An 18,500-nucleotide genomic window follows, 5' to 3' on the forward strand; every position below is an offset into this window, starting at 1 on the left:
CGGCCGGCGTGGTCTTGATGTGGGATCGTTCGTTCATCGTCATGTCTCCGGCGTCTCCACCAATCGAGCCAAGACCCGAAAAGGAGCGCAATCATCGCTATCATGGTGCTGGTTGTGCGAGGAGCAGCAGGCCCGGTCAGGCATATCGACCGCCGGGCGCTCCTTCAGCGGACCCGGCGATCGCCGATAAGACCGAGCAGAAGAAGGGTCGAGGAAAGCGCACGCAAGGTCGCCTGCGCGGTGAACGGGCGCATGGCTGAACGCATATTTGTGCGTGCTGTCGACATAAGCCGTCCTATACCGGCCTTGCCCCGCCCTGGCAAGCACCCTTCGCGCGGCGCGGCGATCTTCGAGGTCGCGCGCCGCGAATGGGCTTGCATTCGGCGCCCAAGAATCCGATTCAAGGCCAATTGATTGGTTGAAATGCGTGCAACATACTCGGTAGTATGTCGCCGAAATTGGAGAGGAGGCCGCATGACGTTCGTCCGTGCCAACGGCATCGTTCTGCACTATGAGGATCGGGGCGACCCGGCCAGGCCGGCGATGGTTTTCGCAAATTCGCTCGGCACCGATTTCCGCATCTGGGATGCGACGGTGGAGCGGTTGGGAGACGGCTTTCGCTTTATTCGCTACGACAAGCGCGGCCACGGCCTGTCCGAGGCGACGCCACCGCCCTACTGCATGGACGACCATGTCGGCGACCTCGAGGCGCTGCTTGCCCATTGCGGCGTGCAATCCTGCATCGTCGTCGGCCTGTCGGTCGGCGGCATGATTGCGCAAGCGCTCGCAACGAGGCGACCCGACCTCGTCAAAGCGCTGGTGTTGATGGACACCGCCCACAAGATCGGCACGGCCGAGATGTGGAACCAGCGCATCGAAGGCGTGACGAAAAACGGCATCGCCTCGCTCGCCGACGCGATCATGGAGCGCTGGTTCACCCCGGCCTATCGTAGCCCCGACAATCCCGACTATACCGGTTATGTCGCCATGCTCACGCGCACCCCGGCGCCGGGATACGTTGGTACCTGCGCGGCGCTGCGCGATAGCGACCTGACCACCAGCACCGCGGCGCTAACGCTGCCGACGCTGTGCGTGGTCGGCGACCAGGACGGCTCGACGCCGCCCGACCTCGTGCGTTCCACGGCAAAGTTGATCGCCGGCGCCCGCTTCGAGATCGTCAAGGATGCCGGACACCTTCCCTGTATCGAACAACCGGACGCGGTCGCCGCACTGCTTTCCGATTTCCTGAAACAGGCCCGCCTGCCATAATCACGCGATAGTGGTGCCGCGCGATCGGCGCCCGCCAAGGGAGAGACTTGATGACAGAAGCCGTGACCGTCACCCGCGACGGCGACATTGCGATCGTGACGCTCGACAACCCGCCGGTGAACGCGCTCAGCCTGCATTTGCGCAAGCCGTTGCACGAGGCGCTCATGGCGCTGCGCGACGACGAAGCCGTTCGCGGCCTGGTGCTGGCCTGCGCCGGCCGCACCTTCGTCTCCGGCGCCGACATCACCGAATTCGGCACGCCGAAGGCACTGGAGCGTCCCAGTCTTCCCGATCTGATCGCCGCGCTGGAATCCTTTTCCAAGCCGACCGTGGCCGCGATCCACGGCACCGCGCTGGGCGGCGGGCTGGAACTGGCGATGGGGTGTCACTTTCGTGTCGCCGACGCCGGCGCCAGATTCGGCCTGCCCGAGGTCAAGCTCGGCCTCCTGCCAGGAGCCGGCGGCACGCAGCGCCTGCCCCGGCTGATCGGTCCGATGCAGGCGCTGACGCTGATTGTGTCCGGCAACCCGATCGGCTCCGGGGACGCGCTCGCCGCCGGGCTGGTCGAGGCGGTCCATGACGAGGCGCTGCTGGCCAACGCCGTCGCCTTCGCACGCGCCAAGGCCGACAAGGGCGCGGCCCTGGTGCCGGTGAGCCGGCGCGAAGACAAGCTCGCGGAGGCCAAGAACGATCTCGGCGGCTTCGATGCCGCCGTGGCCGCCCTTTTGAAGAAGAAACGGGGCCTCGACGCGCCGGCGCGCTGCGCGCAATCGGTCCGCAATGGCCTGGTCATGCCATTTGAGGAAGCGCTCGCCACCGAACGTCAATATTTCGTCGAACTCGTCCAGGGCGAGCAGTCGCGCGCCCAACGACATCTGTTCTTCGCCGAGCGTGAGGCGGCCAAGGTCGACGGCGTCGGCAAGGACGTCGCCCCGCGCGCCGTCAAGCGCGTCGGCGTGATCGGGGCGGGCACGATGGGCGGCGGCATCGCCATGTCCTTCCTCAATGGCGGCGTTCCCGTCACCATTCTGGAGGTAAACCGCGAGGCGCTCGACCGCGGTATCGCCACCATCGCCAAGAATTACGACATTTCGGTCAAGCGCGGCTCGCTGACCGAAGGAGCCCGCGACAAGCGCCTGGGTCTTCTGACCGGTACCACCGATTATGCCGATCTCGCCGAATGCGACCTGATCATCGAGGCCGTCTTCGAGGAGATGGCGATCAAGAAGGAGGTGTTCGCCAAGATCGAGGCGGTCGCCCGGCCGGGCACCGTGCTCGCCTCCAACACCTCCTATCTCGACATTGACGAGATCGCCGCCTCCACCGGCCGCCCGCAGGACGTTGTCGGGCTGCATTTCTTCTCACCTGCCAACATCATGCGGCTCCTGGAGATCGTGCGCGGCGGCAAGACGGCCCCCGATGTGCTCGCCACCGCGCTGTCGCTGGCGCGCCGGATCGGCAAGGTGCCGGTCGTGGTCGGGGTCTGCCACGGCTTCGTCGGCAACCGCATGCTCGCCGCCCGTTCGGCCGAGCTCGAGGATCTGCTTCTCGAGGGCGCCGCCCCGCAACAGGTCGACAAGGTATTCACCGATTTCGGCTGGCCGATGGGACCGTTCGCGATGGGCGACCTTGCCGGCCTCGACATCGGCTGGCGCAACCGCAAGGCACTCGGCAAGACCGCCGCGATCGCCGACGCGCTGTGCGAACAGGGCCGCTTCGGCCAAAAGACCGGCAAGGGCTTTTATGTCTACGAAGCCGGATCGCGCACGCCCACGCCGGACACGGAAGTCGATACGCTGATCACTGAAAAAGCCGGTGAGCGCGGCATCGAGCGTCGAGACATCGCCGGCGACGAAATCACCGAACGCACGCTCTACCCGATGATCAACGAGGGCGCGAAGATCCTGCAGGAAGGCATCGCCGCCCGGGCCTCCGACATCGACATCGTCTGGGTCAACGGCTACGGCTTTCCGATCGGCAAAGGTGGGCCGATGTATTGGGCCGAGAGCGAGGGACTAGCCAAAATCGTCGAGCGCCTGGAATTCTGGCACGCGCGCACCGGCAAGGAGGTGTTCAAGCCTGCCGCCCTGCTGAAGGAGGCGGCGGCATCCGGCATCAGCCTGGCTGCGCTCCGCAAGGGCAAGGCCGCCTGACCATGGACCTCGCCTCCGCTCCCTGGAAGGCGATCTATCCGCCGGGCCTGTCGCCCGACACGACGCTCGAAGGCTGGCCCGTCCATGCTGTCGTCGACCGGGCCGCCAAACGGTGGCCCGGCAAGGAGGCGGTCCGCTTTCGCGATACCAGCCTCAGCTATGCGGGGCTGAAGCGCGAGGTCGACCGGACCGCCCAGGCATTCCTCGCGGCCGATGCCGGCCCGGGCGCCAAGGTGGCGCTGCTTCTACCCAACACGATCTACCACCTGCTCGCCTTTTTCGGCGCGCTCAGGGCCGGCGCCACGGTGGTGCATCTCAGCCCCCTCGACAGCCGGCGCGTTCTTTGCCACAAGCTCGCCGACTCGGGCGCGCGGCTGCTCGTGACCACCAATATCGGCGATCTGGCGACACGCACCGCCGAGCTTGTCGCAGACGGGCTGGTCGATCGCCTGATCGTCGGCGAGGACGAGAAATTCGGACCCTCCCCCCTTACCGGACCGCTGCCGGAAACCAGCGATTTCAAGACGTTCGACGCCTTTATTGAATCAGGTCGGCAAAAGGCTGACTCAAGTCGTGAAGGCGTTGAATCACTGCCTGAAGTCGGGCTCGCCGACCTGGCGCTGGTGCAGTATACCGGCGGCACGACGGGCATGCCCAAAGGCGCGCTCCTGACCCACGAAAATCTGTCGACAGCGGTGGAGAGTTACGACCTGTGGTTCGACGGCTGGGGACTGATGCGCCCAGCCCAGGAGCGGGTTCTCTTGTTCCTGCCGCTGTTCCACATCTATGCGCTGACGGCGGTGATGTTGCGCTGCGTGAAGAACGGCCACACCCTGCTCATCCATACCCGCTTCGACCCGCTGACCGCCCTCGACGAGATCGAGGCCGGCGCGACCAGCTTTCCCGGCGTGCCGACCATGTGGATCGCGATCTGCGCCACCCCCGGCTTCGAAAAGCGCGACTTCTCCTCGCTGCATTACTGCGCCTCCGGCGGCGCGCCGCTGCCCGTCGAAATCGCCAGGCGGCTGAAGGCGGCGACCGGGCACGACCTGCTCGGCGGCTGGGGCATGACCGAAACCGCACCGGCCGGCACCAATCTTCCCCTCGAGCGGCCCGACAAGATCGGCACGATCGGCGTGCCGCTGCCGGGCATCTGGATGGACGTGGTCGCGCTCGACGAGCCCGAACGCGCGCTGCCGCGCGGCGAGACCGGCGAGTTGCGCATCTTCGGGCCGAACGTGACCGCAGGCTACCTCAACCGCCCCGACGAGACGGCGGCCGCCTTCGCCGGCGGCGGCTTCCTGACCGGCGATATCGGTTTCATGGACGCGGAAGGTTTTTTCACCATCGTCGACCGCAAGAAGGACATGATCCTGTCGGGCGGCTACAATGTCTATCCGCAATTGATCGAGCAGATGATCTATGAGCACCCGGACGTCGAGGAGGTGCTGGTGATCGGCGTCGCGGACGCCTATCGCGGCGAGGCGGCCAAGGCCTTCGTCAAGCTGCGGCCCGACGCGCCCGCGCTGACGCTGGAGGAGTTGCGCGCCTTCCTCAAGAACCGGCTCGGTCCGCACGAAATGCCAAGCGCGCTCGAACTGCGCGACGCGCTGCCGCGCACGCCGGTCGGCAAGCTGTCAAAATTGGAACTCAAGCAGGAAGAGGCGGCGCGGCGCAAGGCCGCCCGCGCCTCGTAGGAACAGGTCCAAGGAGAACCGCCATGGCCGAAGCCGTCATCGTTTCCACCGCGCGCACGCCGATCGGCAAGGCCTATCGCGGCGCGCTCAACGACACGCCCGGCGCCACGCTCGGCGGCCACGCCATCGAGCACGCGCTCAAGCGCTCCGGGCTGGAGGGTGGCGAGATCGAGGACGTGGTGATGGGTTGCGCCATGCAGGAGGGCGCGACCGGCCTCAACGTTGCGCGGCGGGCGCTGTTGACGGCGGGCCTGCCGGTCACGGTCGCCGGCACCACGATCGACCGGCAATGCTCGTCCGGCCTGCAATCGATGGCGCTTCTGGCCAACGCTATCCGCAATGACGGGGTCAAAGCAGGGATCGCCGGCGGGCTCGAATCGATCAGCCTGGTGCAGAACGACCACCGCAACACGTTTCGGCTGATGGACGACAAGCTGATGGCGATCAAGCCAGAGGTCTACCTGCCGATGATCGACACCGCCGAGATCGTCGCCGAGCGATACGACATCTCGCGCGAACGCCAGGACGAATACGGCCTGCAATCGCAAAAGCGCGTCGCGGCGGCGCGCGCGGCCGGCCGCTTCGATGCCGAGATCGCGCCGATTGCCGTGCGCATGGCCGTCGTCGACAAGCAGACCAAGGAGGTCTCGCACAAACAGGTCACGCTGGAACATGACGAGGGGCCGCGCCCCGACACCTCCGCCGAGGGGCTGGCCGGGCTCAAGCCGGTGCGCGAGAACGGCGTCATCACCGCCGGCAACGCAAGCCAGCTTTCCGACGGCGCGGCGGCCTGCGTGATGATGGAAGCCAAAGAGGCCGAGCGGCGCGGACTTGCTCCGCTTGGCGTCTTCCGCGGCTTCGCGGTCGCCGGCTGCGAGCCCGACGAAATGGGCATCGGCCCAGTCTTCGCCGTGCCCCGCCTGCTCGAACGGCACGGGCTCAAGGTCGACGATATCGGCTTGTGGGAGCTGAACGAGGCGTTCGCCGTGCAGGTGATCTATTGCCGCGACAGGCTCGGCATCGATCCCGAAAAGCTCAATGTCGACGGCGGCGCGATCGCGGTCGGCCACCCCTATGGCATGTCGGGCACCCGGCTCGCCGGCCACGCCTTGATCGAGGGCAAGCGGCGTGGCGTGAAATACGCCGTTGTCACGATGTGCATCGGCGGCGGCATGGGTGCGGCGGGATTGCTGGAAATAAACTGAACAAGACCCGGCGCTCCAGCTCGCCTGGCGCGCCGCCTCTCCTGCGCGGGAAAGGCGGCTCGGGACGCGAACCGGAGCCCGGTCGGCGACCAGGGAGCTTCACATGGACCTTCGCTATACCGACGAGGAAATCGCCTTTCGCGAGGAGGTGCGCGCCTTCTTCCGCGACAAGCTGCCCGCCGACATCCGCGAAAAGATGGTCGACGCCGAACATGTCGGCAAGGACGATTTCGTGCGCTGGACCCGCGTCCTCAACGAAAAGGGTTGGGCGGTGCCGCACTGGCCGGTCGAGCACGGTGGTACCGGCTGGGGGCCGATGAAACAATATATCTATCTGGAGGAGTTGCAGAAATTCCCGGCGCCGCAGCCGCTCGCCTTCGGCGTCAACATGGTCGGCCCGGTGATCTACACCTTCGGTAACGACGATCAGAAGGACCGGTTCCTGCCGCGCATCGCCAATCTCGACGATTGGTGGTGCCAGGGTTTTTCCGAGCCGGGTTCCGGCTCCGACCTCGCCTCGCTCAAGACCCGCGCCGTGCGCGAGGCAGACCACTACATCGTCAACGGCCAGAAGACCTGGACGACGCTGGCTCAATATGCCGACTGGATTTTCTGTCTGGTGCGCACCGACCCGGCGGCGAAGAAGCAACAGGGCATCTCCTTCCTGCTGATCGACATGACGTCGCCCGGCATCGAGGTCCGCCCGATCGTCACCATCGACGGCGGCCGCGAGATCAACGAGGTGTTCCTGACCGACGTCAGGGTGCCGGTCGAAAATCTGGTCGGCGAGGAAAACAAGGGCTGGGACTACGCGAAATTCCTGCTCGGCAACGAGCGCACCAACATCGCGCGCATCGGGGTCTCCAAGCAGCGCGTGGCGCGCATCCGCGAACTGGCGGCCAAGGAGATGTCGTCGGGACGCCCGCTGATCGAGGACGAGCGCTTCCGCGAAAAGCTCGCCTCGATCGAGATCGACCTGAAGGCGCTGGAGATGACGCAACTGCGCGTGATCGCCGCCGACGCCAAACGCGGCGATACCGGTAGGCCCGACCCCGCCTCCTCGATCCTGAAAATCAAGGGGTCTGAGATCCAGCAGGCGACGACCCATTTGCTGATGGAGGTCATGGGGCCCTATGCCGCGCCCTACCTGCCCGAGGGCGACGACCGCTGGAACGAACCCTCCAACGTGCCCGACTACGCGCGGTTCGCCGCGCCGTCCTATTTCAACAACCGCAAGGTCTCGATCTATGGCGGCTCGAACGAGATCCAGAAAAACATCATCGCCAAGGCGGTGCTGGGGCTTTGAGAGCGGCCCGGATCGCACCCTGGGTGCGCGCGATTTCAGTCTCTCCCCTACCGGAGCAGCCAAAAAGTCCACTTTCGGCGGCGGTGCCAAACTGACAGGGATCAGGACAGACAATGGATTTTGACCTTTCCGAGGAACAATCGATCCTGAAGGATGCGCTCGACCGGCTTCTGGCCGACAAATACGGGTTCGAGGAGCGCAACCGCATCCTGAAATCGGACGCGGGCTGGAGCGCCGCCATATGGCGCCATTATGCCGAGATGGGCCTGATGGCCTTGCCTTTCGCCGAGGAGGACGGCGGCATCGGCGGCGGCGCCGTCGAGTCCATGATCGTGATGGAATCGCTTGGCCGGGTGCTGGCGCTGGAACCTTATTTCGCCACCGTGATCCTGGGCGGCGGCTTCCTGCGGCTCGGCGGCTCGACCGAGCAGCGCGCCGAATGGGTGCCGCAGATCGCCGAGGGAGCGCTCAAGCTCGCCTTCGCCCACACCGAGCGCGATGCCCGTTTCGACCTCAACCATGTCGAGACGACGGCCCGCAAGGACGGCGGCTCATACGTGCTGTCGGGGGCAAAGAGCGTCGTGCTGCACGGCGACTGCGCCGATCGCCTCGTGGTCACCGCCCGCACGGCCGGCGGTCCGCGCGAGGAAGGCGGCGTCGGCGTCTTCCTGGTCGACGCCAACGCCGACGGGGTCTCGCGGCGCGGCTACGCCACCCAGGACGGGCTGCGCGCGGCCGAAATCACGCTCGATGCGGTCGAGGTTCCGGCCGAGACCGTATTCGGCGACCCCGAAAACGGCCTGCCGCTGGTCCGCCATGTCGTCGACCAGGCGATCGCCGCCTTGTGCGCGGAGGCGGTCGGCGTGATGTCGGCGATGCATGCGCTCACCGTTGATTACATGAAGGTCAGAAAACAGTTCGGCGTGCCGATCGGCTCCTTCCAGGCGCTGCAGCACAAGGCCGTCGACATGTTCGTGGCGCTGGAACAGGCACGCTCGATGACCATGTTCGCCACCATGATGGCGGACGAAACCGACGCGGCCGAGCGCGCCCGCGCCATGCACGCGGCCAAGGCCGAGATCGGTCGCGGCGGACGCCTGACCGGCGAAAACGCCGTCCAGATTCATGGCGGCGTCGGCATGACGATGGAATATGCGGTCGGGCATTATTTCAAGCGCATGACCATGATCGATGTCGCCTTCGGCAATAGCGACCATCATCTGCGCCAGCTCGCGCGGGCGGGCGGGCTTTTTGCCGATACGGCGGCATAGGCACGATTCCGACGGACGGGGACCGGCATCCAGGGAAGTTCACGCCACCGCGAGAAGGTGGATCACGACGCGGCGGCAACCTCGCCGCGGGGCACGGTTTTCTGCACCGGATCGCAATAGAGGCGGTAAAGCGTCGCCAGCACTTCGGCGACCTCCGCCGACGCTACCCGGTAGTGGATTTCCCGCCCGACGCGGCGCGTGGCCACAAGGCGTTGCAGGCGCAGCTTGGCGAGTTGCTGGGAGAGCGCCGACTGGCTCATGCCGACGGCCTCGGCCAGGGGCTGCACCGCCATCTCGCCATTGAGCAGATTGCACAGAATCATGAGCCTGTTCTTGTTGGCGAGCGCCGACAGGAGCTCGGCCGCGCTTTCGGCGGATCGATCGAGCCGGTCGATATCCATGCGCATGTTTTTTCCTTGAACATATGAAGATATAGTCATATATAGCGAGAAACCAACAACCGCAACCCCAACCCATCCCTGGTGGCGTTCACATGACAGAATTCACACCCTATTTGTCCCTGTTCGGTGGCGTCCTGATTGGACTGTCCGCCATAGCGTTGATGGCCTTGCACGGCCGCGTGGCCGGCATGACCGGCATCCTGAGTGGCATCGTCCCCCCGGTTGCGGCCGACTGGGCCTGGCGGGCGGCGTTTCTGGCCGGCGCGATCATGGCCCCGATCGTCTTCATCGCGGCAGGCGGCGGCGTTGCCTTTTCGGTGCCTGTTTCGACGCTCGCGCTCGTCGTCGGTGGCTTCGTGGTCGGCATCGGCGTCACCTACGGCGCCGGCTGCACCAGCGGCCACGGCGTATGCGGAATGGCCCGGCTTTCCCCGCGCTCCATCGTCGCCACCGTGGTTTTCATGATCGCGGCCTTCGCGACCGTGTATGTTGTCCGTCATATGATCGGAGCCTGAAGATGAAGATCGTTTCCGCCTTTCTGATCGGTGGCCTGTTCGGGATCGGCATCGCCCTTTCGGGTATGGCCAACCCGGCCAAGGTTCTGAATTTCTTTGATGTCGCAGGCACTTGGGATCCCAGCCTGATCTTCGTGATGGGTGGGGCATTGATCACCACCGCGATCGGCTATCGGCTGATTTTCGGCGCGCGCCAGCGCCCGCTTTTCGACACGCGGTTCTCGCTGCCGACCGCGCGCGACATCGACATGCCGCTTGTCGGCGGCTCGGCCCTGTTCGGCATCGGCTGGGGCATTGCCGGTTTCTGTCCGGGCGGCGCGGTCCCCGCGCTCGGCCTCGGTCATCCGCAAACCCCGATCTTCCTCGCCGCAATGATCGCCGGCATCGTCGTGGCACGCTGGCTGAAGGCTCGCGCGGCCGACGCCGCAATCGCCTGAACCCACCCCTTTCGAACAAGGAGCGCAGACATGACGTCCCCCCTGCCCTTTACGCCCGACCTGTCGGTCAAGCCGGAAGTCGCGGCGTTTTTCGACGACGCCACCAACACCGTCTCCTATGTGGTCAAAGATCCGAGTTCCAAAGCCTGCGCGGTGGTCGATTCGGTGATGGATATCGACTATGCCGCCGGCCGCATCACCTATGACCATGCCGATCAGATCATCGACCATATCCGCAAGAACGGCCTGGCGGTGGAGTGGATCATCGAGACCCATGTCCATGCCGACCATCTGTCGGCCGCGCCCTATATTCAGGAAAAGCTCGGCGGCAAGCTCGGCATCGGCGACAAGATCACAGTCGTGCAGGACACGTTCGGCAAGGTCTTCAACGAAGGCACCGAGTTCCAGCGCGACGGCTCCCAGTTCGATCGGCTTTTCAGGGACGGCGACAGCTACACAATCGGCTCCATGACCGCCTATGCCATGCACACGCCCGGCCATACGCCTGCCTGCATGACGCATGTGATCGGCGACGCGGCCTTTGTCGGCGACACGCTGTTCATGCCCGATGGTGGCTCGGCGCGCGCGGACTTTCCAGGCGGCGACGCCCGCGAACTCTACCGCTCCATCAAGCGGGTGCTGGCACTACCCGGCGAGACGCGGCTGTTCATCTGCCACGATTACGGCCCGAACGGCCGCGATATCAAATGGGAAACGACGGTCGCGGAGGAACGCTCGCACAATATCCATGTCCGCGACGGCGTCTCGGAGGACGAGTTCGTCTCCATGCGCGAAGCGCGGGACGCGACGCTCGATATGCCGAAGCTGATCATTCCGTCACTGCAGGTCAATATGCGCGCCGGGCACTTGCCTCCCAAGGAGGAAGACGGCAAAACCTATCTCAAGGTGCCCGTAAACGGGCTTTGAAGCATCGACACGGCCACCTTCACCCCGCAGTTCCGCAAGAGGTTCAAGACATGGAAATCCGTCAGATCAACCAGGATTTCGCCGTGGCCGGCCAGATCGGTGCCGAGCACATTCAGGCCATCGCCGATGCGGGCTTCAAGAGCGTGGTCTGCAACCGGCCCGACACCGAGGACGGCGCCGTGCCGCATGCCGAGGTTGAGGCGGCGGTCCGCGCTGCGGGCCTGGAATTCCGCTTTATTCCGGTCGTGTCGGGCGCCGTGACCGAGGACAACGTATCGGAGATGTCGGCAGCCCTCGCCACGTTGCCCCGGCCCGTACTCGCCTATTGCCGCACCGGCGGGCGCTGCACGAACCTTTACGGTCTGGTGCAACAGACCGCGGGCTGAGGCGCACGGGCGGCGCAAGCCGCCCTCGACCCCGTAACCAAACAAGACCACGCGCCGGCGAACGCCGTCCGCGGCTGGCGGCGTGCGCGCCGAAGGAACCTGTGGCATGAACAAGACCCGCGCCGGTAAGATCGGCGCCCTGCGTCGATACCTGCCGGTCCTTGACTGGGGACGGGATTATGGCCGCGGTATGCTGACCGACGATCTGCTGGCGGCGGTGATCGTCACGATCATGCTGATCCCGCAATCACTCGCCTACGCGCTGTTGGCCGGCCTGCCGCCGGAGATGGGCCTTTACGCCTCGATCCTGCCGCTGCTCGCCTATGCCCTGTTCGGCACCAGCCGCGCCCTCGCAGTCGGCCCGGTCGCCGTCGTGTCCTTGATGACCGCGACCGCGGTCGGAAGGATCGCCGAACAGGGCAGCACCGACTATGTGACGGCGGCGATCGCGCTTGCCTTCATGTCGGGCGTTATCCTGCTGGCGATGGGCCTATTCAGGCTCGGCTTCCTCGCCAATCTGTTGTCGCACCCGATCGTGTCGGGCTTCATCACCGCGTCCGGTCTGCTGATTGCCGCCAGTCAGCTCAAACACGTGCTCGGCATCGACGCCGGCGGCCACAATCTTCCCGAAATCCTCGGATCGCTCGCGCGAAACCTTTCCGCAATCAACCCGATCACCGCCACCATCGGCGTCCTGTCGGCCGGCTTCCTGTTCTGGGTACGCAAAGGCCTGAAACCGCTTCTCATGCGGGCCGGGCTTGGCCCGCGACCGGCCGATGTCATCGCCAAGGCCGGGCCGGTCGCCGCCGTCGCCGCGACCACGGTCGCGGCCTGGGGCCTCGGGTTGAGCGAGGCCGGCGTCAAGCTCGTCGGGGCCGTGCCGCAGGGCCTGCCGCCGCTCACCATGCCCGCCCTCTCACTCGAGCTGTGGACAAGCCTGTTCGGCTCGGCGGCGCTGATCTCCATCATCGGCTTCGTGGAATCGGTCTCCGTGGCACAGACGTTGGCGGCCAAGAAACGCCAGCACATCGAGCCGGACCAGGAACTGATCGGGCTCGGCGCGGCCAATATCGCGGCAAGCGTCACCGGCGGTTATCCCGTCACCGGCGGCTTCGCCCGCTCGGTCGTCAATTTCGACGCCGGTGCCAGGACCCCGGCGGCCGGCGCCTTCGCAGCCGTCGGTTTGGCGCTCGCGACGCTGTTTTTAACGCCGCTGCTGTTCTTCCTGCCCCAAGCGACGCTCGCCGCGACCATCATCGTCGCCGTACTGTCGCTGGTCGACTTTTCGATCCTGCGCCGCGCCTGGACCTATTCCAAGGCGGATTTCGCCGCCGTCACCGTGACGATCCTCGCAACCCTGCTGGTCGGGGTCGAGGCCGGCATTTCGGCCGGCGTGGCGCTGTCGGTGCTGATCTATCTCTACAACACCTCCAAGCCGCATATGGCCGTAGTCGGCCGCGTACCCGGCACCGAGCATTTCCGCAATGTCAGTCGCCATGCGGTCGACACGCAGCCCGGCATCCTGTCATTGCGCGTCGACGAGAGCCTCTATTTCGCCAATACGCGCTACCTTGAGGACCGGGTCTACGATCTCGTCGCCCAGACGCCGGACATCCGTCACGTCATCTTGATGTGTCCGGCCGTCAACTATATCGACATGAGTGCGCTGGAATCGCTCGAGGCGATCAACGATCGCCTGGCCGACATGAACGTCACGCTGCACCTGTCGGAGGTCAAGGGGCCGGTGATGGACCGGCTCGAGTGCACCGACTTTCTCGATCATCTGACGGGAGAAGTCTTCCTGTCCCAGCACATGGCGATCGCCAAGCTGGCGCCCGCAGCGACGGCTCAGTAAAGCCAGCGCAGCAGGAACAACGAGATCGACGGGAACAGCACCAGGATCACCGTACGGGTCAGATCAGCGGCCACGAAGGGCGCGACGCCGCGATAGGTGTGGGAGATCGGCGTGTCCTTGGCCATCGAGTTGATGACGAACAGGTTCATGCCGACCGGCGGCGTGATCAGCCCCACCTCCACCACAATCAGCACCAGGATGCCGAACCAGATGGCGAACTCCTCCGCCGTCAGCCCATAATCGAGCGCCGTCACGATCGGAAAGAAGATCGGAATGGTGAGCAGGATCATCGACAGCGAATCCATCACGCAGCCGAGGATCAGATAAAGCAGCAGGATGAAGATAAGCACGATCCACGGATTGAAGCCCTGGCCCGAAATATAGGCCGCGATCTCCTGCGGCACCTGCGACAGCGCCAGAAAGCCGTTATAGATCGAGGCGCCAAACACGATGAAGAAGATCATTGCCGTGGCGGTCGCCGTCGCCAACACCGAATCGATGAAGGTCTTGCGCGTCAGCCCGCCATTGGCGAAGGCGATCAGGCCCGTGCCGGCCGCGCCGACCGCCGCGCCCTCCGTCGGCGTAAACCAGCCGAAATAGATGCCGCCGACCACGGCGAAGAACACCATCAGCACCGGCCATACGTCGAGCAGCGCGCGGAACCGTTCCTTATAAGGCGCGCGCGGACTGGCACCGGCGGAATCCGGGAACACGCGCACATAGATAGAAATCGCGATCATGTAGCCGATCGCCGCCAGGACGCCGGGCACGAAGGCCGACAAGAACAACTTGGCGATGTTCTGCTCGGCCAGGATGGCGTAGATCACCAGCACGATCGATGGCGGGATCAGGATGCCGAGCGTGCCGCCGGCGGCCAGCGTGCCGGTGGCCAGCGCACCGGAATAACCGTAGCGGCGCAGTTCCGGCAGCGCTACCTGGGCCATGGTCGCGGCCGTGGCCAGCGACGAGCCGCAGATCGCGCCGAACCCCGCGCAGGCCCCGATTGCCGCCATCGCCACCCCGCCGCGGCGATGGCCGAGCCAGGTCTCGGCCGACTTGAACAGGGCACGCGACATGCCGCCCAGGCCCGCGAACTGGCCCATCAGCAGGAACAGCGGGATGATGGACAAGGAATGGCTGGAAAAGGTCGAATAGGTTTCCAGTTTCAGCTTGCCCAGCATCGGCTTCCAGGTGCCGGTGACCAGATAGGTGCCCACGATGCCGCACAACAGCATCGACAGGCCGATCGGCAGCCGCAGGAAGATCATGAGCAGCAGGACCGGAAAGGACCAGACGCCGATTTCGAGATTGCTCAATGCCCGCCCCCATGGCGTTGCGTGAAAAGCGTCCTGCCCGTCGCCACTTCCCGCACCCGCATGGCCGTCATGTAGAGCGAGATGATCACGGCGACCACCGCCCCGACCATCGCGGCCGCAAAACCCCACCAGACCGGAAACTGCAGGATGAAGGTCGTCTCGCCATAGCGAAGCTTGTCGGCCATCCCGTAGGCCAGCCGCCAGGTCAACACGAGCAGCGTGAGCGTCATCAGAATTTCGGCGACCAGGTCGATCCATCGATTGGCGCCGGCCGAAAGATAGCTGGTGAACAAGTCCACCGTCGCATGGCCGCGGTTGAGCTGGCACCAGGGCAGGAAGGCGAAGACGGCAAACGCCGTTCCCGCCTCGACCAGTTCGAAATCGCCCGGCACAGGCGCCAGGCCGATCGGCACCAGCGAACGCCCGGTGACGCTGACGACCGTCAAGACCGTGATCGCGGCCAGCACGATGCCCCCGGCAATGGCCATCATCCGGGCCAGCGCGTAGATAATGCCGGAAATCGTTTCCATGATCCTCCCCGCTCGCAAACCCTTGGCTGCGACGGTCCCTCAATCGGCACGTTGTCTTTTTGCTATGCTCTATAACAATTAATTATGACCGACAAGCCTTGATGCCACGACATCGTTTGATGCGCAACGACCGAAGGCGCGGACGGCCGCAACACCCTGGCGCGGCAACGTATCCGTATGCCCGACATCGGCGGGAAGGGGATGCGGGGCGGACCTTTTGGCCCGCCCCGCATCCAGCGTACCGGATCACATATTGGTGTATTTGTCGATCAGCGTGCGGGCTTCGTCGATCAACGCCTGACCATCGATCCCCTTGGCCTTCATCTCCTCGACCCACTTGGCGTAGACCGGTTGGGCGGCCTCCTTCCAGCGGGCGACCTCTTCCTCGTCAAGCGTGATGATGTTGTTGCCGTGGTCGACGGCCGCCTGCTTGCTCGGCCCGTCAGCCGAAGCCTGGGTCCGTCCGGCAAAGGCGGAGAATTCGCGGCCCGAATTGTCGTCGATCACTTTCTTCAGATCGTCCGGCAGGCTTTCGTAGCGCTCCTTGTTCATCGCCAGCACGAAGGCGGTGGTGTAGAGGGCGTGGTCGCCGCCGAACTCCGTATGGTTGTTGACCAGCTCCGGCACTTTCAGCGCCGCGGTCACCTCCCAGGGAATGACCGCCCCGTCGATGACGCCTTTCGACAGCGCCTCGGTGACCGCGGGCACCGGCATGCCGACCGCTGTCGCGCCGAGTTCGCCGAGCAGGCCGGTGATGATGCGCGTCGGTGCGCGCAGCTTCAGACCCTTCATGTCGGCAAGGCCGTTGACCGGCTTGCTTGAGTGGATCATGCCCGGTCCGTGCACCCAGGTGCCGATGATGTGGACGTCCTTGAAGTCGGTGTCCTTCATCTCCTTGTCGAACAGGTCCCAATAAGCCCGCGACGTCGCGTCGGCATTGGTCATCATGAAGGGCAGTTCGAACACTTCCACACGCGGGAAGCGGCCGGGCGTATAACCGACCACGGTCCAGATCACGTCGACCGTGCCGTCGATCGCCTGGTCCATGAGCTGCGGCGGCGTTCCGCCGAGCTGCATCGACGGGTAATGCTCGACCTTGATGCGGCCGCCCGAGGCTTCCTCGACGTCCTTGGCCCACACATCGAGCACCAGCTTCGGTACATTCGCCTGCGCCGGCAGGAATTGATGCATCTTCAGCGTCACTTCCTGCGCGAAGGCGGCAACGCCTCCCGCCAGGAACGTCGATGCCATGACCGCGCCGGCGAGCGCGAGCGATTTCAAGGATTTCATTTTCATTCTGTTCCTCCCATTTGATCTTAAAGCCGGAGCCTGGCGACTATCGGCCACGACCAGCTTCCGGTCGAGGTCTATCCTTAGCCGAAAAAGTGTAACAATAAAGCGGGCAGCGGTGATTTTATCGTAACATTATTGCGTACATGCCGGAGTTTCGCCGCCTGGCGGCGACCGGCTTCACCGCACCGGCAGTCCGCCGGCCTCCTTGAGCGATTCAAGCACGATAGCCGTTTTTACATGCTGCACGGATTCGTGCGGCAGCAGCACGCCGTTGACAAATTCCGACAGCGATCGCAGGTCCGGCGTGACGACCTTGAGTATATAATCCATCTCGCCGGTCAGCGCGTGCGCTTCCTGCACTTCCGGCAACCGGGACAAAAGCTCGGCAAAGCGGCGGGCATTGTCGCGGTTGTGGGTGGCGAGCGTGACGGAAATGATGTTGACCAGCGAATAGCCGAGCTTCTCGCGGTCGAGAACCGCGCGATAGCCGCGAATATAGCCGTCCTCCTCGAGTCGTTGCCGACGCCTGGAACATTGCGACGGCGACAGATTCACCCGTTCGGCGATATCGTTGTTGGTCAGACGCGCATCTTCCTGCAAATGCGCCAGTATCTTGCGGTCGAATTGGTCAAGTTGCGCCACGTGTTCTGATACCCGTTATATCATGCACGGTTTGTGCGCAAAAAGACCATTTTGCCGCTCAGATTGCAAGCCTCGTGCGGCCCTGTCGCGCTACAATATCACAATCGCAAATACGCCCTTTTCCAGGCGAGCCGACACCGAGGAGGAGAATATGGGACCGTTCCCGCACGACGCGCCGCCCGCCGAAATCACCGAAAACAATCCGGCCGGAACCGACGGCTTCGAATTCGTCGAATTCGCCCATCCCGAACCGGAAAAACTCGCCGAACTGTTTACCCGGATGGGTTACAGTGCGGTCGCCCGGCACAAGACCAAGGCAATCACCGTCTGGCGCCAGGGCGACATCAACTACATCGTCAATGCCGAGCCGGGCTCGCACGCGATGCGCTTCGTCGACGAGCACGGCCCCTGCGCGCCCTCCATGGCCTGGCGGGTTGTCGACGCCGGCCACGCCTTCGAACACGCCGTGTCGAAAGGCGCCACGCCCTATGAGGGCGACGACAAGACACTCGACGTACCGGCGATCGTCGGCATCGGCGGGTCGCTGCTTTATTTCGTCGAAAAATACGGCGACAAGGGCTCAGTCTACGAGGCGGAATTCGATTGGGACGGAGCGCGCGACCCCAAGCCGGAAGGAGTCGGTTTTTATTACCTCGACCACCTCACCCATAATGTCTATCGCGGCAATATGGACAAATGGTGGGGTTTCTATCGCGAACTGTTCGGGTTTTCGCAGATCCATTTCTTCGACATTGACGGCCGCATCACCGGGCTGGTCAGCCGCGCCATCACCTCGCCCTGCGGCAAGATCCGCATCCCGCTGAACGAGTCCAAGGACGACACCAGCCAGATCGAGGAATATCTGAAGAAATACCGGGGTGAAGGCATCCAGCACATCGCCGTCGGCACGGACGGCATTTATGACGCCACCGACAGGCTGGCCGAAAACGGCCTGAAATTCATGCCCGCACCGCCGGAGACCTATTACGAGCGCAGCCACGAGCGCGTCAGCGGCCATGACGAACCGGTCGAGCGCATGAAGAAGCACGGCATCCTGATCGACGGCGAAGGCGTGGTGAATGGCGGCATGACCAAGATCCTTCTGCAGATCTTCTCCAAGACCGTGATCGGCCCGATCTTCTTCGAATTCATCCAGAGGAAGGGTGACGAAGGTTTTGGCGAGGGCAACTTCCGCGCCTTGTTCGAATCGATCGAGGAGGACCAGGTCCGTCGCGGCGTCATCGGCAATCAGGCCGCTGAATAGGCAACTGGCGAGGTGCGAAACGAAAAGCGGCGC

17 protein-coding genes are annotated in these 18,500 nt (G+C 64.5%); 12 read left to right on the forward strand and 5 right to left on the reverse strand.

From position 1 onward, the window contains the following. The first annotated feature begins 474 nt into the window (after nt 1-474). The 6 genes from pcaD to GN330_RS19955 all read left to right on the forward strand — a co-directional run bounded on the left by pcaD (nt 475) and on the right by GN330_RS19955 (nt 8,901). Nucleotides 475-1,269 carry a 3-oxoadipate enol-lactonase gene (pcaD, locus tag GN330_RS19930; RefSeq protein WP_156714797.1) on the forward strand — a complete coding sequence of 265 codons (795 nt, stop codon included), beginning with the start codon at nt 475-477 and terminating at the stop codon, nt 1,267-1,269. Between the two features lie 50 nt (nt 1,270-1,319). Then, nucleotides 1,320-3,422 carry a 3-hydroxyacyl-CoA dehydrogenase NAD-binding domain-containing protein gene (locus GN330_RS19935; RefSeq protein WP_156714799.1) on the forward strand — a complete coding sequence of 701 codons (2,103 nt, stop codon included), beginning with the start codon at nt 1,320-1,322 and terminating at the stop codon, nt 3,420-3,422. 2 nt (nt 3,423-3,424) lie between these two features. Then, complete coding sequence (locus tag GN330_RS19940; RefSeq protein WP_156714801.1) at nt 3,425-5,119, forward strand: AMP-binding protein; 1,695 nt, start codon at nt 3,425-3,427, stop codon at nt 5,117-5,119. A gap of 23 nt (nt 5,120-5,142) precedes the next feature. After that, nucleotides 5,143-6,324, forward strand: coding sequence for an acetyl-CoA C-acyltransferase (locus tag GN330_RS19945; protein ID WP_156714803.1), 1,182 nt, complete (start codon nt 5,143-5,145; stop codon nt 6,322-6,324). Between the two features lie 103 nt (nt 6,325-6,427). Continuing rightward, nucleotides 6,428-7,630, forward strand: coding sequence for a pimeloyl-CoA dehydrogenase large subunit (gene pimC / locus GN330_RS19950; protein ID WP_156714805.1), 1,203 nt, complete (start codon nt 6,428-6,430; stop codon nt 7,628-7,630). A 113-nt stretch (nt 7,631-7,743) separates the two neighbouring features. Continuing rightward, entirely contained in the window at nt 7,744-8,901 is a 1,158-nt protein-coding gene (locus tag GN330_RS19955) for an acyl-CoA dehydrogenase family protein (protein WP_156714807.1), read from the forward strand. A gap of 62 nt (nt 8,902-8,963) precedes the next feature. On the opposite strand, the gene GN330_RS19960 is transcribed toward GN330_RS19955, so the two are convergent. Next, a complete protein-coding gene (locus tag GN330_RS19960) occupies nt 8,964-9,308 on the reverse strand; it encodes an ArsR/SmtB family transcription factor (protein WP_156714810.1) in 345 nt (114 codons plus the stop codon). A gap of 86 nt (nt 9,309-9,394) precedes the next feature. Here GN330_RS19960 and GN330_RS19965 point away from each other — a divergent pair, with 86 nt between their 5' ends. The 5 genes from GN330_RS19965 (at nt 9,395) to GN330_RS19985 (ending at nt 13,422) form a co-directional block, all read left to right on the forward strand. After that, a complete protein-coding gene (locus GN330_RS19965; RefSeq protein ID WP_156714812.1) occupies nt 9,395-9,817 on the forward strand; it encodes a YeeE/YedE family protein in 423 nt (140 codons plus the stop codon). A 2-nt stretch (nt 9,818-9,819) separates the two neighbouring features. After that, on the forward strand, nt 9,820-10,254 hold the full coding sequence (locus GN330_RS19970; RefSeq protein ID WP_156714814.1) for a DUF6691 family protein: 435 nt from the start codon (nt 9,820-9,822) through the stop codon (nt 10,252-10,254). A gap of 30 nt (nt 10,255-10,284) precedes the next feature. Next, on the forward strand, nt 10,285-11,181 hold the full coding sequence (locus tag GN330_RS19975; protein ID WP_156714816.1) for an MBL fold metallo-hydrolase: 897 nt from the start codon (nt 10,285-10,287) through the stop codon (nt 11,179-11,181). A gap of 50 nt (nt 11,182-11,231) precedes the next feature. After that, nucleotides 11,232-11,567, forward strand: a complete 336-nt coding sequence (locus GN330_RS19980; RefSeq protein ID WP_156714818.1) for a protein tyrosine phosphatase family protein — start codon at nt 11,232-11,234, stop codon at nt 11,565-11,567. Between the two features lie 106 nt (nt 11,568-11,673). Beyond that, nucleotides 11,674-13,422: a SulP family inorganic anion transporter gene (locus tag GN330_RS19985; RefSeq protein WP_156714821.1), complete on the forward strand. Its 1,749-nt coding sequence runs from the start codon at nt 11,674-11,676 to the stop codon at nt 13,420-13,422. Here the strand turns inward: GN330_RS19985 and GN330_RS19990 are convergent. From GN330_RS19990 to GN330_RS20005, 4 genes are all read right to left on the reverse strand, one after another. Next, complete coding sequence (locus GN330_RS19990; RefSeq protein WP_156714823.1) at nt 13,416-14,738, reverse strand: TRAP transporter large permease; 1,323 nt, start codon at nt 14,736-14,738, stop codon at nt 13,416-13,418. The two genes, GN330_RS19985 and GN330_RS19990, sit on opposite strands and share 7 nt — an antisense overlap. Continuing rightward, nucleotides 14,735-15,268: a TRAP transporter small permease gene (locus GN330_RS19995; RefSeq protein WP_156714825.1), complete on the reverse strand. Its 534-nt coding sequence runs from the start codon at nt 15,266-15,268 to the stop codon at nt 14,735-14,737. The genes GN330_RS19990 and GN330_RS19995 overlap by 4 nt, the downstream gene beginning before the upstream one ends. 246 nt (nt 15,269-15,514) lie before the next feature. Continuing rightward, the gene (locus GN330_RS20000) at nt 15,515-16,564 is read right to left on the reverse strand and encodes a TRAP transporter substrate-binding protein (protein WP_156714827.1); all 1,050 of its coding nucleotides are present in this window, start codon (nt 16,562-16,564) and stop codon (nt 15,515-15,517) included. A 174-nt stretch (nt 16,565-16,738) separates the two neighbouring features. Next, complete coding sequence (locus tag GN330_RS20005; protein WP_343040969.1) at nt 16,739-17,203, reverse strand: Lrp/AsnC family transcriptional regulator; 465 nt, start codon at nt 17,201-17,203, stop codon at nt 16,739-16,741. Between the two features lie 151 nt (nt 17,204-17,354). Between GN330_RS20005 and hppD the strand changes: the two genes are divergently transcribed. Then, entirely contained in the window at nt 17,355-18,467 is a 1,113-nt protein-coding gene (hppD, locus tag GN330_RS20010) for a 4-hydroxyphenylpyruvate dioxygenase (protein WP_156714829.1), read from the forward strand. Nucleotides 18,468-18,500 lie beyond the last annotated feature (33 nt).

The sequence above is a fragment of the Nitratireductor arenosus genome (assembly GCF_009742725.1).
Lineage (GTDB): Bacteria > Pseudomonadota > Alphaproteobacteria > Rhizobiales > Rhizobiaceae > Mangrovimarina > Mangrovimarina arenosa.

Excerpts from the sequence above, each read along its gene's own strand:
- pimC (WP_156714805.1), top strand. The coding sequence starts at position 6,428 with ATGGACCTTCGCTATACCGACGAGGAAATCGCCTTTCGCGAGGAGGTG.
- pcaD (WP_156714797.1), top strand. The coding sequence starts at position 475 with ATGACGTTCGTCCGTGCCAACGGCATCGTTCTGCACTATGAGGATCGG.
- hppD (WP_156714829.1), top strand. The coding sequence starts at position 17,355 with ATGGGACCGTTCCCGCACGACGCGCCGCCCGCCGAAATCACCGAAAAC.
- GN330_RS19975 (WP_156714816.1), top strand. The coding sequence starts at position 10,285 with ATGACGTCCCCCCTGCCCTTTACGCCCGACCTGTCGGTCAAGCCGGAA.
- GN330_RS19935 (WP_156714799.1), top strand. The coding sequence starts at position 1,320 with ATGACAGAAGCCGTGACCGTCACCCGCGACGGCGACATTGCGATCGTG.
- GN330_RS19965 (WP_156714812.1), top strand. The coding sequence starts at position 9,395 with ATGACAGAATTCACACCCTATTTGTCCCTGTTCGGTGGCGTCCTGATT.
- GN330_RS20000 (WP_156714827.1), bottom strand. The coding sequence starts at position 16,564 with ATGAAAATGAAATCCTTGAAATCGCTCGCGCTCGCCGGCGCGGTCATG.
- GN330_RS19995 (WP_156714825.1), bottom strand. The coding sequence starts at position 15,268 with ATGGAAACGATTTCCGGCATTATCTACGCGCTGGCCCGGATGATGGCC.
- GN330_RS19980 (WP_156714818.1), top strand. The coding sequence starts at position 11,232 with ATGGAAATCCGTCAGATCAACCAGGATTTCGCCGTGGCCGGCCAGATC.
- GN330_RS19960 (WP_156714810.1), bottom strand. The coding sequence starts at position 9,308 with ATGCGCATGGATATCGACCGGCTCGATCGATCCGCCGAAAGCGCGGCC.
- GN330_RS19945 (WP_156714803.1), top strand. The coding sequence starts at position 5,143 with ATGGCCGAAGCCGTCATCGTTTCCACCGCGCGCACGCCGATCGGCAAG.
- GN330_RS19985 (WP_156714821.1), top strand. The coding sequence starts at position 11,674 with ATGAACAAGACCCGCGCCGGTAAGATCGGCGCCCTGCGTCGATACCTG.
- GN330_RS19940 (WP_156714801.1), top strand. The coding sequence starts at position 3,425 with ATGGACCTCGCCTCCGCTCCCTGGAAGGCGATCTATCCGCCGGGCCTG.
- GN330_RS19955 (WP_156714807.1), top strand. The coding sequence starts at position 7,744 with ATGGATTTTGACCTTTCCGAGGAACAATCGATCCTGAAGGATGCGCTC.
- GN330_RS19970 (WP_156714814.1), top strand. The coding sequence starts at position 9,820 with ATGAAGATCGTTTCCGCCTTTCTGATCGGTGGCCTGTTCGGGATCGGC.